Annotated in this window: 11 protein-coding genes; 6 read left to right on the forward strand and 5 right to left on the reverse strand. The window is 59.1% G+C overall.

Annotated features, from left to right (window positions below; genetic code table 11):
• Positions 1 to 258: 258 nt before the first annotated feature.
• Entirely contained in the window at positions 259 to 3,126 is a 2,868-nt protein-coding gene (locus KGA97_RS18915; protein WP_008038172.1) for an EAL domain-containing protein, read from the forward strand.
• A 59-nt stretch (positions 3,127 to 3,185) separates the two neighbouring features.
• Here the strand turns inward: KGA97_RS18915 and KGA97_RS18920 are convergent, their stop codons facing one another.
• Positions 3,186 to 3,500 carry a hypothetical protein gene (locus KGA97_RS18920; RefSeq protein ID WP_008038170.1) on the reverse strand — a complete coding sequence of 105 codons (315 nt, stop codon included), beginning with the start codon at positions 3,498 to 3,500 and terminating at the stop codon, positions 3,186 to 3,188.
• A 352-nt stretch (positions 3,501 to 3,852) separates the two neighbouring features.
• Between KGA97_RS18920 and hexR the strand changes: the two genes are divergently transcribed.
• Together hexR and KGA97_RS18930 are read left to right on the forward strand one after the other, a co-directional pair.
• Complete coding sequence (hexR, locus tag KGA97_RS18925; protein ID WP_008027445.1) at positions 3,853 to 4,719, forward strand: transcriptional regulator HexR; 867 nt, start codon at positions 3,853 to 3,855, stop codon at positions 4,717 to 4,719.
• 190 nt (positions 4,720 to 4,909) lie between these two features.
• Positions 4,910 to 5,119 (forward strand): PA3496 family putative envelope integrity protein, encoded by a 210-nt coding sequence (locus KGA97_RS18930; protein ID WP_008030742.1) that lies wholly within the window; start codon positions 4,910 to 4,912, stop codon positions 5,117 to 5,119.
• Here KGA97_RS18930 and KGA97_RS18935 read toward each other — a convergent pair.
• Positions 5,061 to 6,023 (reverse strand): LysR family transcriptional regulator, encoded by a 963-nt coding sequence (locus tag KGA97_RS18935; protein WP_192228172.1) that lies wholly within the window; start codon positions 6,021 to 6,023, stop codon positions 5,061 to 5,063. The genes KGA97_RS18930 and KGA97_RS18935 overlap by 59 nt on opposite strands.
• Positions 6,024 to 6,213: 190 nt before the next feature.
• Here KGA97_RS18935 and KGA97_RS18940 point away from each other — a divergent pair, with 190 nt between their 5' ends.
• Both KGA97_RS18940 and oadA read left to right on the forward strand, forming a co-directional pair.
• Positions 6,214 to 7,629, forward strand: coding sequence for an acetyl-CoA carboxylase biotin carboxylase subunit (locus KGA97_RS18940; protein ID WP_008030739.1), 1,416 nt, complete (start codon positions 6,214 to 6,216; stop codon positions 7,627 to 7,629).
• Between the two features lie 11 nt (positions 7,630 to 7,640).
• The gene (oadA, locus tag KGA97_RS18945) at positions 7,641 to 9,449 is read left to right on the forward strand and encodes a sodium-extruding oxaloacetate decarboxylase subunit alpha (RefSeq protein WP_008038148.1); all 1,809 of its coding nucleotides are present in this window, start codon (positions 7,641 to 7,643) and stop codon (positions 9,447 to 9,449) included.
• A 189-nt stretch (positions 9,450 to 9,638) separates the two neighbouring features.
• Here oadA and KGA97_RS18950 read toward each other — a convergent pair whose 3' ends face one another.
• The 3 genes from KGA97_RS18950 to KGA97_RS18960 form a co-directional block, all read right to left on the reverse strand.
• A complete protein-coding gene (locus KGA97_RS18950) occupies positions 9,639 to 11,696 on the reverse strand; it encodes an autotransporter domain-containing protein (RefSeq protein WP_223481275.1) in 2,058 nt (685 codons plus the stop codon).
• A 233-nt stretch (positions 11,697 to 11,929) separates the two neighbouring features.
• Positions 11,930 to 12,766 carry an amino acid ABC transporter permease gene (locus tag KGA97_RS18955; RefSeq protein ID WP_008030736.1) on the reverse strand — a complete coding sequence of 279 codons (837 nt, stop codon included), beginning with the start codon at positions 12,764 to 12,766 and terminating at the stop codon, positions 11,930 to 11,932.
• The gene (locus tag KGA97_RS18960; protein ID WP_008038142.1) at positions 12,763 to 13,584 is read right to left on the reverse strand and encodes an ABC transporter substrate-binding protein; all 822 of its coding nucleotides are present in this window, start codon (positions 13,582 to 13,584) and stop codon (positions 12,763 to 12,765) included. The genes KGA97_RS18955 and KGA97_RS18960 overlap by 4 nt, the downstream gene beginning before the upstream one ends.
• Positions 13,585 to 13,693: 109 nt before the next feature.
• Here KGA97_RS18960 and KGA97_RS18965 point away from each other — a divergent pair, with 109 nt between their 5' ends.
• Positions 13,694 to 14,593, forward strand: a complete 900-nt coding sequence (locus tag KGA97_RS18965; protein WP_223481276.1) for a homocysteine S-methyltransferase family protein — start codon at positions 13,694 to 13,696, stop codon at positions 14,591 to 14,593.
• The last annotated feature ends 52 nt before the right edge of the window (positions 14,594 to 14,645 follow it).

A 14,645-nucleotide genomic window follows, 5' to 3' on the forward strand; every position in this document is an offset into this window, starting at 1 on the left:
CGGGGCATTCTAGGGGGCGGCGCCACACCGGGCAAACCCCGCTTTGCTTTAGCCGATGAAAGATACGCGAAGGACGACCGGTCGGTCACTGGCTGCAGGCGTTGGTGGGGCTCGCTTCCAGCGTTTTCAGGGGGTAAAAGGGCTCCGGGCTTTTGCAGAAATTATGATCTGGAGCAGTTTGGTAAGGGCATTGGCTTGTGTATGCTCCGTCCACGTTTCGGGCTCATGCTCATCATTATAAGAACAAGAACATTGCCTATGACCCTCAGCTCCGACCTGTCGGGCCCCACTGTGGAGCCCCGGGTTATCCGCAAACAGTACGCCATGGAAATGGCGGTCGAGCGCACGCGCCTGCTTTATCAAGGCTCGTTGCTGCCGACGCTGTTCATGCTGATCAATGGCCTGGTGTGTGCGGGATTGCTCTGGAGTCCGCAGCGCTACTTCCTGGTCAGCGTCTGGCTGGTGTGGCTGTTGTCGCTGGTGGCGCTGCGGGTGATTCAGGTCGCCGCTTTCGATTCGGCCATTCCCAATCGCCAGGCCCATCCGGTCTGGCGTCGCATGTTTTTGCTCGGTTCGGCCATGACCGGCCTGACCCTGGCCGGCGCCGGCATTGCCCTGGTGCCTGCCGACAATTTTATCCAGCAAGCCTGGGTGTTCGGCCTGATCGGCGCGGCAGCCCTCTCGGCCAGCGTCGCTTACGCCGTCAGCCTGCCAGCCTTCCTGTCCTTCACCTTGCCGTGTCTGTTACCGGCCATCGCCTACCTGTTCTGGGGCGGTGACGAGCAGGAGCAGGGCTGGGGCTGGTTCGGCCTGATTTTGCTGGGGGCGTTGAGCGTGGTCGCCTGGCAGGTCAATCGGCTGATTGATCGCGGGTTGTTGCGCCGCTTCCAGAATCAGGCATTGATCGAGCACTTGCAGCAGGCCCAGAGCCGTAGCGACCAGCTGAACCATGATCTTGCCAAAGAAATCGATCAGCGCCGTCGTGCCGAAGACGAGTTGCGAGAAATTCAGATTGGGCTGGAAAGCCGCGTCGCCCAGCGCAGCCTGGAGCTGGATGCTGCCAACCAGGCCCTGAGCAAAAGCGAGGCGCGCCTGGCGCTGGCCTTGAAGGCCAGTGAACTGGGGCTGTGGGACTGGAACCTGCAAACCGACGAAGTCCATCACACCCATATTCAAGAGTTGTTCGGCCTGGAGCCGGAATTCGTGACGGCCATGCTGCGTCACCTCAAGCCGCGCCTGCATCCCGAGGACTTGCCGTCGCTGAGGCGCGCACTGGTCGAGCATCTGAAGGGCCGCAGCGAGGACTATCAGATCGAATACCGCGTGCGCCATGGCGATGGTCATTGGGTCTGGATCGAGGACCGCGGTCGAGCGGTGGAGCGCAGTGACGGCGGTCGGGTGATCCGCATGGTCGGCACCCGCCGCGACATCAGTGCCAGCAAGATGCTGGAAGCCCAGCAGCAACTGGCGGCGACGGTGTTCGAGGCCGCCAGCGAAGGCATCATGATTTTCGATCCGAATTACGCACTTATCGCGGTAAACCAGGCGTTCAGCCGCTTAACGGGCTACGACATCGACGACATGCTCGGGCGCAACGTCGTGGAGCTGCCGTGCAGTCGCGATGCCCGTCGCCACTACGGGGCGATTCATCAGGCGCTGGAGCAACACGGCAGTTGGCAGGGCGAGCTGGTGGAAACGCGCAAGAACGGCGAGCTGTATCCGCAATGGCTGCAATTGAACGCCGTGCGCGATACGCGGGGAAATGTCAGCCATATCGTCGGCTTCTTCGCCGATCTCTCGGCGCGGCGCGAATCCGAAGAGCGCATGCGCTACCTGACTCACTACGATGAACTGACTGGCCTGGCCAACCGTTCGTTGTTCCGCGAAAGGTTGCGTGAAGCCCATCAGCGCGTGCGCCAGGGCGGGCGCAGTCTGGCGTTGTTGCACATCAATCTTGATCGCTTCAAGTTGCTCAACGACAGCCTTGGCCATGAAATCGCCGATCAGCTGTTGCAGAAAATGGCCCGGCGGCTGGTCAACGCACTGCCGGAAGCAGACACCATCGCCCGATTGTCCGGCGATGAGTTCGCCGTGCTGTTCGACGCTTACGGCAACCTTTCGAGCCTGGCGCGGGTGGCGACTCGCCTGTCGGCCAAGCTGCGTTTGCCGGTGACCGTCGAGGGGCATGAGCTGGTGGTCAGCGCGTCCATGGGCATCAGCATGCTGCCGGACAACGCACGGGAAATCTCCGCGCTGGTGAGTCAGTCGAACATGGCCATGCAACATGCCAAACACTTGGGCGGCAACAATTTCCAGTTCTACACCGACAGTCTGCAAGCCAGCACGCTTGAGCGCTTGCAGCTGGAAAACCAGCTGCGTAAAGCCATCGAAGAAAAACAACTGAAAGTGTTTTACCAACCCAAGCTTTGCCTCGCCACAGGCCGGCTGAATGCCGCCGAGGCATTGGTGCGCTGGGATCACCCGACCATGGGCCGCGTGCCGCCGTCGGACTTCATCGGCCTGGCCGAGGAAACCGGGCTGATCGGCCCGATCGGCGAGTTCGTGTTGCGACAGGCGTGCTGGCAGGCCTGCGAATGGCAGCGTCAGGGGCTGGAACCGATTCGGGTATCGGTCAATTTGTCGGTGCATCAATTGCGCCAGGGCAAGCTGGTCAGTCTGGTGCGTCAGGTATTGGAAGAAACCGGGCTGGCGCCGCACTACCTCGAACTGGAGCTTACCGAAAGCCAGTTGCTGGACAGCGTTGAGCACATCATCGCGACGTTCCAGCAGCTGCGTGATCTTGGGGTGAAGCTGGCCATCGACGATTTCGGCACCGGCTATTCGTCCCTGAGCTACCTCAAGCGCATTCCGGTGGATTACGTGAAGATTGATCAGGCATTCATTCGCGGCCTGGGGGAGGGGAGCGTGGATGCGGCGATCACCCGGGCGATCATTGCGATGGCCCACGGGTTGTCGTTGAAGGTGGTGGCTGAAGGCGTGGAGCGGTCGGAGCAGCTTGAGTTTTTGCAGGCTGAGCGCTGCGATGAAGTGCAGGGGTATTTGATCAGTCGCCCGATAGAAGCGGGTGGGTTGGCGGACCTTCTGCGAGCGCAATCCGCCTACTGAAGGTGTGTCGCACAATCACACCTTCCCGCCACTAAAATGACGGGAAGGTGTTTATAGGCTTAGTTTGTAATCAGAACTTTATCGATGTGGTGAATTTTTTCACCTTTATAAAAGATGCTCACGCCGGAAACATTAGAGTCCCCCAGTGCTTTATATTCGACAACTTTGTCTGTTTCAACTTGCAGCGAAATTTCGTTGGAGTTTTCAAGAATCAACTCCAGTCGCAGATCAAAGGATTTATCCTGAAGATCGGTCATTACCAGCTTGGGGGTAATGCCTGTGTGTGCAACGGTTACGGTGCCGAAAGCGCGGAAAGAAGCTGCGCCAGGCATACGGTCAATTTGTGCGGTCCAGTCTTTGGTTTTAATGCTCATAGTGTGTAACTCCTTTAATTAAGTTTGATTGCTTCCTGCACGATCAAGGTAACTAGGTGAAGTTGTTTTTGGAAGAGGGTTGTTATTTGCATTTGTAAGTTTGAGTGTTTTGTTTTTTGCACTTGTAGCAACTAAGACCCTGCTACTTTGAGTGAGTCGATCAGGGAGGGTTGTTAGCCTAAGGGTGTGCTTCGGTTGCGCTGCGGCTCTGATAATGAGTGCTACATGAAGCGCGCACGCCTGAAAACGAGGGATTCGGTTGCGCAATGAGCAGGCAAAAAGCCAATTCATGTAGTATAACTACAAGCTTGCTACATCCCCGGCGCCTGCCAATAACAAAGAGTCCAGCCCCTTGAATCTGCTGCAACACATCGCCCAGTCACGCCACCTGTTACGCAAGTCGGAGCTCAAGGTCGCCGACCACGTGCTGCTTGACCCGGCGGCGGTGATGCACAGCTCCATGGCCGACCTGGCCCACAGCGTGGGCATCAGCGAGCCGACCATCGTGCGGTTCTGCCGCGCCATCGGTTGTTCCGGGTTTCAGGATCTGAAACTGAAGCTGGCGCAAAGCCTGGCGGCTGGTGCGAGCTTCGGCCAGTTCGCGATCCATGAAGACGATTCGGTCGCCGATTACAGCCTGAAAATTTTCGACACCACACTGCACACCCTGATGGAGGTTCGCGAGAAGCTCGACCCGGTGGAGTTGCAGCGAGCGGTATCGCTGATGTCCCAGGCCCAGCGTGTCGAGTTTTATGGCTTTGGCGCATCAGGCGCGGTGGCGGCGGATGCCCAGCACAAATTCTTCCGGCTGCTGCTGACGGCGGCCGCGTATTCCGACCCGCACATGCAGGCGATGTCGGCGGTCACCTTGAAGCCGACTGACGTGGCGATCTGCATTTCCCAGTCCGGGCGTTCCAAGGATCTGTTGATTACCGCGAATCTGGTACGTGAAAGCGGTGCCTCGCTTATCACCTTGTGTCCGAGCCAGACACCGTTGGCCGAGCTGTCGACCGTCAACCTGGCCATCGACGTGCATGAAGACACCGAAATCTATACACCGCTGACCTCGCGCATCGCCCATTTGGTGGTGATCGACGTGTTGGCGATGGGCGTAGCCATGGCGCGCGGGCCGAGCCTGGTCAACCACCTCAAGAGCGTCAAGCGCAGCCTGCGCAGCTTGCGGTTGTCGCCCAAATCGGTGAAAGCCCTGGACGACTGATTCGTCTTGAGGGCGTCTTCGCGGGCAAGCCTCGCTCCTACAAAATTACACATACCCTGTAGGAGCGAGGCTTGCCCGCGAAGGCGTTTTCAAATCCGATAACTTTCATCTGCCTGTAACGCGCAAGCCGCCAAACCGTCATCCCTCGCGCCCATCCTGTAACTCCCGTAATCGCCTTGGGAGACTCGAAATGGCCCAGCCCTACGAAGAACGCAACAGCGCCGTCAAAACCCGTCGTCAGCAAGAAGACCAGCGCCGCATGGAATTTCGTCGCGCTATCGAAGATCGCTGCGAACGCCGCCAGTTGCTGGCCGAGATCGGTGATTTTCCCGAGCTGGAACTCAATTACTGGCAGGCAGCTCCCGCAACTTCCCGTCGAAACGCTCAACCAGGGCGCTGATCTGCACCCGTTCGCTGCGGATAAACGCAAGGAATGCGTGGGCCACCGGCGACAGCCGTTTGGCCTTGGCCTGCACCAGGCACCAGCTGCGAAACAGTGGCAGTTCTTCGACCGGTAACTCGATCAGTCCGCCGGTCGCCAACTCCAGGTTCAGGGCGTGGCGCGTCAACAGCGCGACGCCCAGACCCGCCAGTACACATTCACGCTGAGCTTCGGCCGATGCGACCTCTTGGGTCTGGTTGAAATGCACGCGCTTCTCTTTGAAATACTCTTCGCACGCCAGTCGCGTCCCCGAGCCGGGTTCGCGCAGTAGCAGCGTGTAGGGTTCGAGGTCCTGCAAGCGCAACGGGCCCATATGGCACAGCGGATGATCCGGCGGCGCCACGGCCACGATCGGATTGTTGAGGAACGGCAGAAACTCCAGCCCCATGTCCTGTGGCACCATGGACATGATCACCAGGTCATCGCGGTTGTCGGAGAGACGGCGGATCACTTGCCCACGGTTGACCACCGTCAGTTGCAGATTCACTTCCGGATGCTGGCGCTTGAACGCGGCAAACAGGTGCGGTACGAAATACTTGGCGCTGGATTCCACCGCCAGTTTCAGTTGCCCCTGCAGTGATCCCTGCATGTCCGACAGCTGCATGTCGAGGTTTTCCAGGCGCCCGAAAATATCCCGGCTGGCCCGCTGAAGCGCTTCAGCCGCTTCGGTCATGTAGAGTTTTTTGCCGACGTAATCGAACAAAGGCTGACCAATCAGCTCCTCAAGTTGACGAATCTGCAGGCTCACGGCAGGTTGTGTGAGCGACATTTCGTCCGCCGCACGGCTGTAAGACCGTAAATCACAGACCTCATTGAAGATCTGCAATTGACGCAATGTCATACGCATCAATGACTTACGCATTATCTGAAAGCTCCTGCCGCAGGCTGATGCGTCAACTATAAGTCTTTACTTATGCCTGACCCAATAATTAATCATTTTTGTTAATCCCTTGCGGGGGCTAGTGTGGGCCTGCGACTGAATTGAAACATTTGGTCACGCGTCGACCTGGTCTAGCAGGTCGTGGGTACCACCGGCTCAAGGGAAACTCCAAGTGATAACAAAGATCCTGATCGCCAACCGTGGTGAGATTGCCGTACGAATCGTGCGAGCCTGCGCCGAGATGGGCATTCGCTCGGTTGCGATCTATTCCGACGCCGACCGCCATGCCTTGCATGTGAAGCGTGCGGATGAAGCCCACAGCATCGGTGCCGAGCCACTGGCCGGTTACCTGAATGCGCGCAAGCTGGTGAATCTGGCAGTAGAAACCGGTTGTGATGCGTTGCATCCCGGCTACGGTTTCCTCTCGGAAAACGCTGAGCTGGCAGATATCTGCGCAGAACGCGGCATCAAGTTCATCGGTCCATCGGCTGAAGTGATTCGCCGCATGGGCGACAAGACTGAAGCCCGTCGCAGCATGATCAAGGCTGGCGTACCCGTCACCCCGGGTACCGAGGGCAACGTCGCGGACATCGCCGAAGCCTTGGTCGAAGGCGACCGCATCGGATATCCGGTGATGCTCAAGGCGACTTCCGGTGGTGGTGGCCGTGGTATCCGTCGCTGCGACAGCCGAGAAGAACTTGAACAAGCATTCCCTCGGGTCATTTCCGAAGCCACCAAGGCCTTTGGTTCGGCGGAAGTGTTCCTGGAAAAATGCATCGTCAACCCGAAACACATCGAAGCGCAGATCCTCGGCGACAGCTTTGGCAATGTGGTGCACCTGTTCGAGCGTGACTGCTCGATCCAGCGCCGCAACCAGAAGCTCATCGAGATCGCCCCGAGCCCGCAACTGACCCCGGAACAGCGCGCCTACATCGGCGACCTGTCGGTGCGCGCAGCCAAGGCAGTGGGTTACGAGAACGCCGGCACCGTGGAGTTCCTGCTCGCCGAGGGCGAGGTGTACTTCATGGAGATGAACACCCGGGTGCAGGTGGAACACACCATCACCGAAGAAATCACCGGCATCGACATCGTGCGTGAGCAGATCCGCATCGCGTCCGGCCTGCCGCTTTCGGTGAAACAGGAAGACATCCAGCACCGCGGTTTCGCGCTGCAATTCCGGATCAACGCCGAAGACCCGAAAAACAACTTCCTGCCGAGCTTCGGCAAGATCACCCGTTACTACGCACCCGGCGGTCCTGGCGTGCGTACCGATACGGCGATCTACACCGGCTACACCATTCCGCCGTTCTACGACTCCATGTGTCTGAAACTGGTGGTGTGGGCGCTGACCTGGGAAGAGGCAATGGACCGTGGCTTGCGCGCCCTCGACGACATGCGTCTGCAAGGGGTCAAGACCACCGCCGCGTACTACCAGGAAATCCTGCGTAACCCGGAATTCCGTAGCGGCCAGTTCAATACCAGCTTCGTTGAAAGCCACCCTGAACTGACCAATTACTCGATCAAGCGCAAACCCGAAGAGCTGGCCCTGGCCATCGCCGCCGCCATCGCCGCCCACGCAGGCCTGTGAGGAATAGAACAATGAGCAAGCAAATCCACGTTACCGACACAATCCTGCGCGACGCCCACCAATCGCTGCTCGCCACCCGCATGCGCACCGAAGACATGCTGCCGATCTGCGACAAGCTCGACAAAGTCGGCTACTGGTCGCTGGAGTGCTGGGGCGGCGCGACGTTCGACGCCTGCGTACGCTTCCTCAAAGAAGACCCGTGGGAGCGTCTGCGCCAATTGCGCGCGGCGTTGCCTAACACGCGCCTGCAAATGCTGCTGCGTGGCCAGAACCTGCTGGGCTACCGCCATTACAGCGACGACGTGGTCAAAGCCTTCGTCGCCAAGGCAGCGGTCAACGGCATCGACGTGTTCCGCATCTTCGACGCCATGAACGACGTGCGTAACCTGCGCGTGGCCATCGAAGCGGTGAAAGCGGCGGGCAAACACGCCCAAGGCACCATCGCCTACACCACCAGCCCGGTGCACACCATCGAGGCATTCGTGAACCAGGCCAAGCAAATGGAAGCCATGGGTTGCGATTCGGTGGCAATCAAGGACATGGCCGGCCTGCTGACCCCATATGCCACAGGCGAACTGGTCAAGGCACTGAAAGCCGAGCAGTCGCTGCCTGTGTTCATTCACTCGCACGACACCGCTGGCCTGGCTGCGATGTGCCAGATGAAGGCCATCGAAAACGGTGCCGACCACATCGACACCGCGATCTCCAGCTTCGCCTGGGGCACCAGCCACCCTGGCACCGAGTCGATGGTCGCCGCCCTTAAAGGCAGCGAATTCGACACCGGCCTGAACCTGGAACTGCTGCAAGAGATCGGTCTGTACTTCTACGCCGTGCGCAAGAAGTACCACCAGTTCGAAAGCGAATTCACCGCCGTCGACACCCGCGTGCAAGTCAACCAGGTACCGGGCGGCATGATCTCCAACCTGGCCAACCAGCTCAAAGAGCAGGGCGCGCTGAACCGCATGAGTGAAGTGCTGGCCGAAATCCCGCGCGTTCGTGAAGACCTCGGTTTCCCGCCGCTGGTAACCCCGACCTCGCAGATCGTTGGCACCCAGGCGTTCTTCAACGTGCTGGCCGGTGAGCGCTACAAGACCATCACCAACGAAGTGAAGCTCTACCTGCAAGGCGGCTACGGCAAGGCGCCAGGCACCGTAAACGAAAAACTGCGTCGCCAGGCCATCGGCAGCGAAGAAGTGATCGACGTTCGTCCGGCTGACCTGCTCAAGCCGGAAATGACCAAGCTGCGTGCCGAAATCGGCGCCGTGGCCAAGTCTGAAGAAGACGTTCTGACCTACGCGATGTTCCCGGACATCGGCCGCAAATTCCTCGAGGAACGCGCTGCCGGCACCCTCACTCCAGAAGTGCTGTTGCCGATTCCGGAAGCGGGCGGCGTTGCCTCTGCCGGCGGCGAAGGCGTGCCAACCGAGTTCGTCATCGACGTCCACGGCGAAACCTACCGCGTCGACATCACCGGTGTCGGCGTCAAGGCTGAAGGCAAGCGTCACTTCTACCTGTCCATCGACGGCATGCCGGAAGAAGTGGTGTTCGAACCACTCAACGAATTCGTCAGCGGCGGCAGCAGCAAGCGCAAACAAGCCACGGCACCGGGCCACGTCAGCACCACCATGCCGGGCAACATCGTCGACGTGCTGGTCAAGGAAGGCGACGTTGTGAAAGCCGGCCAGGCCGTGCTGATCACCGAAGCGATGAAGATGGAAACCGAAGTGCAGGCGGCCATCGCCGGCAAAGTCACCGCCATCCACGTGGCCAAGGGCGACCGGGTCAACCCGGGCGAAATCCTGATCGAGATCGAAGGCTGAGTTAACAGCCTCGATACAACGCTTTAAACCTCGGGGGGGCATGTGCTCCCCTTTTTTTTGCCTGTTATTCAAGGCACCACATGACCCATGTGGGAGCGAGCCTGCTCGCGATTACGGTGTGACATTCAGCCTCTTCATTGGCAGATCCTCCGCTATCGCGAACAGGTGTGTTGATGTGTCAGTGGTTGATCAGAACGCCATCCGCCACTGACCCATTACGCCATGAGTGCGGCTATCGCTGCCCATTTCACCCGAGAGCCCCACTCCAATCGTGTTACGTGCGGAAAGCCTGAGGTCCACACCCGCATCGACCATCAGTTTGTCCCGATCCTGTGGCGCACTGTAGACGCTGTAGTCGTTGCCGCCGGTGACAAGGCGTTGCCTGGCTTCTGTGTAGACCTTGCCATACGTGTGTTTCCAGCCTGCGCTGAAACGCGGCGTTAGTTGCATTCCGTTATCCAGCGTATTGAGCTTCGCCAGACGCAGGCCGAATGTGCTGCTGAAGTTTTCCTCGGATTGATCGTGGACTTTCAGCGAAGCATCGCCTCCTTTCTCAGTGAAACTGTCGCGTTGATAGCGCTGGTACCCAAGACTGGCAAACGGTTCGATGATGACGCTGGCGCGGCCAAGGTTGAAACCCACCTCTGCGAAGGCTTGTTGGGTATTGGCCTCGTAACGGCCCTTGGGTCGATCCTTGAAACCGTAAAATTCGACCCGGCGCGTGCTGCTGCCATCATGGTTGTTGTAAGTCGCGCCCAAGCGCAGGGACATTGGCCCGTTCTGGCGAAGTGCGTAAGTCCCCAAGTGCCAGCTGTCCAGATTGCCGTCCAACTCGCGGCTCTTCTGGCGAGTGCGGGATTGACCGCCCATCAGACCTAGACGCCATTGCTCATCAATTTGCCAGTCGGCACCTATCACCAATCCGTGGGTGGAGTGCTGCAGCGGGTCATAGTCGCGATCCAGTTTCCCACTGTGTCCCAGCGCCTGGAGCCAGACTCGGCTATTGGCATCGCTGCCGGCTGCCAGTCGAGGCGCACCATTCTGATTATTGGAAACACTGTTGCTATCGAGCTGGCGCATGGCCGAGAGCAGGGTGGCGCTTATCGGGCCGTCACTGTTCAAGGTCGCCTTGGCGAGGTTGGCGTTGCTGTCGCCGGCCAGAATTTCGAGGGCGTGGGCAGCGGTAGCTCGATCGGATCCGAGCAGGGCGGTGACGGCGGCATTGGTCGTGCTGGAGGTTTTTTGTTCGGTCTGGGTGGCCGTTGGCTCTTCAATGCTGGCACCGAACTGCTTGCCACTTTCCGTATCCGCGATGCTCTCGAAAGATACATCGTTACGTGCGTAGGTCAGGCTGACAATTCTCGGGTCGTCGTAATTCAGTTCAGGTGTCATGAAAACAAGGTTGTTTTCGATGTCGCCGAAACGCCCCACGACGTTGGTCGCCTCAATGAGGGTGTACAGGCTGGTTTGCGGGAAATCACCAGTTGCGGCAATTTTCAGGGTTGCATCGCCAAGGCTCGCCGTGCCATCGACTTTGATCGTCTCGCCTCGGCCATCGGCATTTACTTCATAGGTCAGAACTGCGGTCCTGGACAGTTTCATGTCGCCCGCTACGACAGGTGCGCCGAGTTGTCGATTGACGACAAGCCCGCCGCTTACGTCCAGCCCTCCTACACGGCCCTTGCCACTGAAGGTTCCCGACTCATACACCTCGACGTTTCCGCCGATGCTGCCGTTGTTCACCAACGTGCCTTGAGCGACTGCGCGCCCTTCGATATGTCCGTTATTGGTGAGCATCGCCTGAGGGCGCACTAAGGCACCGATCTGGAAGTCTCCGGAGTCCTTGCCGCCATTCAGGGTCCACGTACCCTGTTTGATATCCAGGCCAGCGAAATCCCGGGTTTCGCCCAATGTGCCCCCTTTGGTGTGATCGAGTCTGATGACGTTGATGCCACCACCGCCGTCCAGTCGCTTGGTCATGCCCCCTCCGGAAAGGACGCTGACCAGATCGTTACGCTCATCCAACTGCAGATTTCGCCACTCCGCGATTTTGTTGATCAAGTGGGGTTGGGTATCGGCAGCTCCGATGAACGCATCGAGTTCCATAATCAAGTCTTCGGACGTTTCGAAAGGTGCGGAAGTTTGATCGGTACTGGTTTGTTGGGCCGCCGCGAATTCAGCGCAGCCCACGGCAAGTGCTATCGAAAATGCGAGGTGTTTGGGTCGGTATTTGTGTTGAACGGGCATCGAATTCGGCCTCTTTTGACAGGAGGCCAAACTCTAAAAGGGAGGCTATATGTGCCGATGTCAGCTGCGTCCGGCAGCGATGCAGGCGGCGTCGGATGGTTGCGTGGAAAAAGAACAGCCAAATGGGGATGGCCGTATTTATCGGTTTTGCCAAGGCGCTTTTTCTTACAGGAATTCTCAACGAATGTTAGAAACGTCAGAAGTGCCCATACCCGAAGACGGTGATTTTTTACCTAACTACGACTCAAATACGCCTTCCCATAATGCCGCTCCATCCGCGCCTGAATCAGCTCCAGCCCAATCGACATCACCCAGTAAATCACCGCGGCCGTCGTCAGCATCTCGATGTAGCGATAGCTCGAGCGCCCATACGACTGCGCCAGAAACATCACCTCCCAAACACCCATCACCGAGATCAGTGACGAGTCTTTGAGCATCGAGATGAATTGATTGGTGGTCGGCGGGATGATGGTGCGCATGGCTTGCGGCAGGGTGACGCGCCAGAAGATCACGGTTTCGCGCATGCCCAGTGCCAGCGAGGCTTCACGCTGGCCGTGGGGGACGCCGAGGATGCCGGCGCGGAAAATTTCGCTCAGGTACGCGCCGTAGTTCAGCGACAGGGCGATGATGCCGGCGACGACGGCGCCCGGCACGATGCCGAGTTGCGGCAGGCCGAGGTAGATCAGCAGGATCTGGATCAGCAGCGGAGTGCCGCGAAAGAACGAGGCGTAGAAACTCGCAATCCCGAAGGCCACGGCGCTTTTCGACAGCCGTGCGAGGGCGGTGATGAAGCCCAGCAGCGACGACGCGACGATTGAGCACAGGCACAAAAACAGGGTCAGCGCCGCGCCTTGCAGAAAGCCGTTCGGCGCCAGGTGCAGGCCGATCAGGTTGGGCAGCTTGTCGAGGATGATCGAGAACTTCAGGTCGAAGCTCAGGAAGAAACTGGCGAACAGACCCAGCATTGCCGCCCAGGTCAGGTACAGCCGCGTGCGAAAACCGAAGATCCGTTGCAGCCGGGACTCAGCCACCGGTTGTGGTGGCTGAGGTGGGTTGGGAAAGGAAGTCATTTGCTGATGTCGGCGCCGATCCATTTTTGCGAGAGTTTGCTCAGGGTGCCGTCCTGTTTCAGTTGCGCGAAGACGTCACGCACCTTGGCGTCCCACTGTGCATCGCCTTTTTCGATGGCCACCGAGTTCGGCTCCGAGTACAGCGGTTCGCCGGCAAGCTTGAAGCGTTTGTCTTCGGTCAGGCGTGGCTGCGCGGTGACCAGGTTGGTGAGGACCGCATCCAGTCGCACACCAGCGCCCAGCCCCAGGTCCTGGAACGCCACGTTGTCGGTGTCGTACGGGGCGATCTGCACGTTTTCAAACGGGTACTGCAACTGCGTGTCTTCGGCGCCTTCGATCACCAGGTTTTTGTTCAGGTAGCTTTCGTAGCTGGAAGCGCTGGTGAGGCCGACTTTCTTGCCGCTCAGGTCCTTGGCGCTGTGGATGCTGTCGTCCTTGGCGTTGACCACGATCACCGCCGGCGAGGCGTAGTACTCGACCGGGAAATCAAAAACTTCGGCGCGGGCCTTGCTCGGGGTCATGGAGCAGATGCAAATGTCGTAGCGCCCGCTCCAGCGGCCGGCGGCGATCACGTCCCAGGACGGTGTTTCGAGGCGCAGTTTGACCCCGAGTTTATTGGCCACGGCTTTGGCCACATCAACGTCGAAACCGTCGAGCTGGTTCTGGTCATTGAGGAACGAGAAGGGCGGATAGCTTTCCATCAGCACGCCGACCAGTTCTTTCTTTTGCTCGATGCGGTCCAGCGTGGCGCCGCCGAAGGCTTGGGTGGAGGCAGCCAGAATCGTCAGGCCCAGGGCCAGTAGTGGTTGAAGTTTCACAGTCGAGCCCTAAAAAAATGGTTGTTATTAACCGGATGGTGCGTATTAAATAGTTATAAGAACGACTCTGGTAGTGAGTTATTTTCATAAGCATATGAGTGAAAAGCATATGAGCGCAGCAAGCACAGTGATTCTGGATGGCGGCATGGGTCGTGAGTTGCAGCGCCGCGGTGCGCCGTTCAGACAGCCGGAATGGTCGGCGCTGGCCTTGAGCGAAGCGCCGCAGGCCGTCGAGGCGGTGCACGCGGCTTATATCGAAAGCGGCGCGAACGTGATCACCAGCAACAGCTATGCGGTGGTGCCTTTTCACATTGGCGAAGAACGTTTTGTGGCTGAGGGTCGAGCCCTCGCGGCGTTGGCCGGGGAGTTGGCCAGGCGTGCGGTGGACGCTGCGGGCAAACCGGTGCGTGTGGCGGGTTCATTGCCGCCGTTGTTCGGTTCCTATCGGCCGGATTTGTTCGACGCGACTCGGGTGACGGAATTGCTCGCGCCGCTGGTCGAGGGGCTGGCCCCGCATGTCGACCTGTGGCTGGCCGAAACCCAAAGCTCGATCGTGGAAGCGCGAGCGATTCACGCCGGTCTGCCGCAGGACGGCAAGCCGTTCTGGCTGTCTTTTACCCTGAAGGATGAGGACACGGACGAAGTCCCGCGCTTGCGTTCCGGCGAACCTGTGGCCGAAGCTGCTGCGGTGGCTGCGCAGCTGGGCGTCGAGACGTTGCTGTTCAACTGCAGCCAGCCGGAAGTGATCGGTGCGGCGATTGATGCGGCGCGGGAAACTTTCGAGCGTCTGGGGGTGAAGATTCACATCGGCGCGTACGCCAATGCCTTCCCGCCGCAACCGAAAGAGGCAACGGCCAATGACGGTCTGGACCCGTTGCGCGACGATCTGGACCCGCCGGGCTACCTGCATTGGGCGGCGGACTGGAAAGAGCGCGGTGCCAGCCATTTGGGTGGGTGCTGCGGGATTGGGCCGGAGCATATTGCGGTGCTTGCCCAGAAATTGGTGTGATGCCATTCGCGGGCAAGCCTCGCTCCTACAGGTTCGTATGATCCCGTAGGAG

Origin of the sequence: Pseudomonas sp. BF-B-15 (assembly GCF_019946675.1) — a bacterium.
GTDB classification, from domain to species: Bacteria; Pseudomonadota; Gammaproteobacteria; order Pseudomonadales; family Pseudomonadaceae; genus Aquipseudomonas; species Aquipseudomonas migulae.

Coding starts and splice junctions, on each gene's coding strand:
- oadA (WP_008038148.1), top strand. CDS start 7,641: ATGAGCAAGCAAATCCACGTTACCGACACAATCCTGCGCGACGCCCAC.
- KGA97_RS18915 (WP_008038172.1), top strand. CDS start 259: ATGACCCTCAGCTCCGACCTGTCGGGCCCCACTGTGGAGCCCCGGGTT.
- KGA97_RS18950 (WP_223481275.1), bottom strand. CDS start 11,696: ATGCCCGTTCAACACAAATACCGACCCAAACACCTCGCATTTTCGATA.
- KGA97_RS18935 (WP_192228172.1), bottom strand. CDS start 6,023: ATGCGTAAGTCATTGATGCGTATGACATTGCGTCAATTGCAGATCTTC.
- KGA97_RS18930 (WP_008030742.1), top strand. CDS start 4,910: ATGGCCCAGCCCTACGAAGAACGCAACAGCGCCGTCAAAACCCGTCGT.
- KGA97_RS18920 (WP_008038170.1), bottom strand. CDS start 3,500: ATGAGCATTAAAACCAAAGACTGGACCGCACAAATTGACCGTATGCCT.
- KGA97_RS18955 (WP_008030736.1), bottom strand. CDS start 12,766: ATGACTTCCTTTCCCAACCCACCTCAGCCACCACAACCGGTGGCTGAG.
- KGA97_RS18965 (WP_223481276.1), top strand. CDS start 13,694: ATGAGCGCAGCAAGCACAGTGATTCTGGATGGCGGCATGGGTCGTGAG.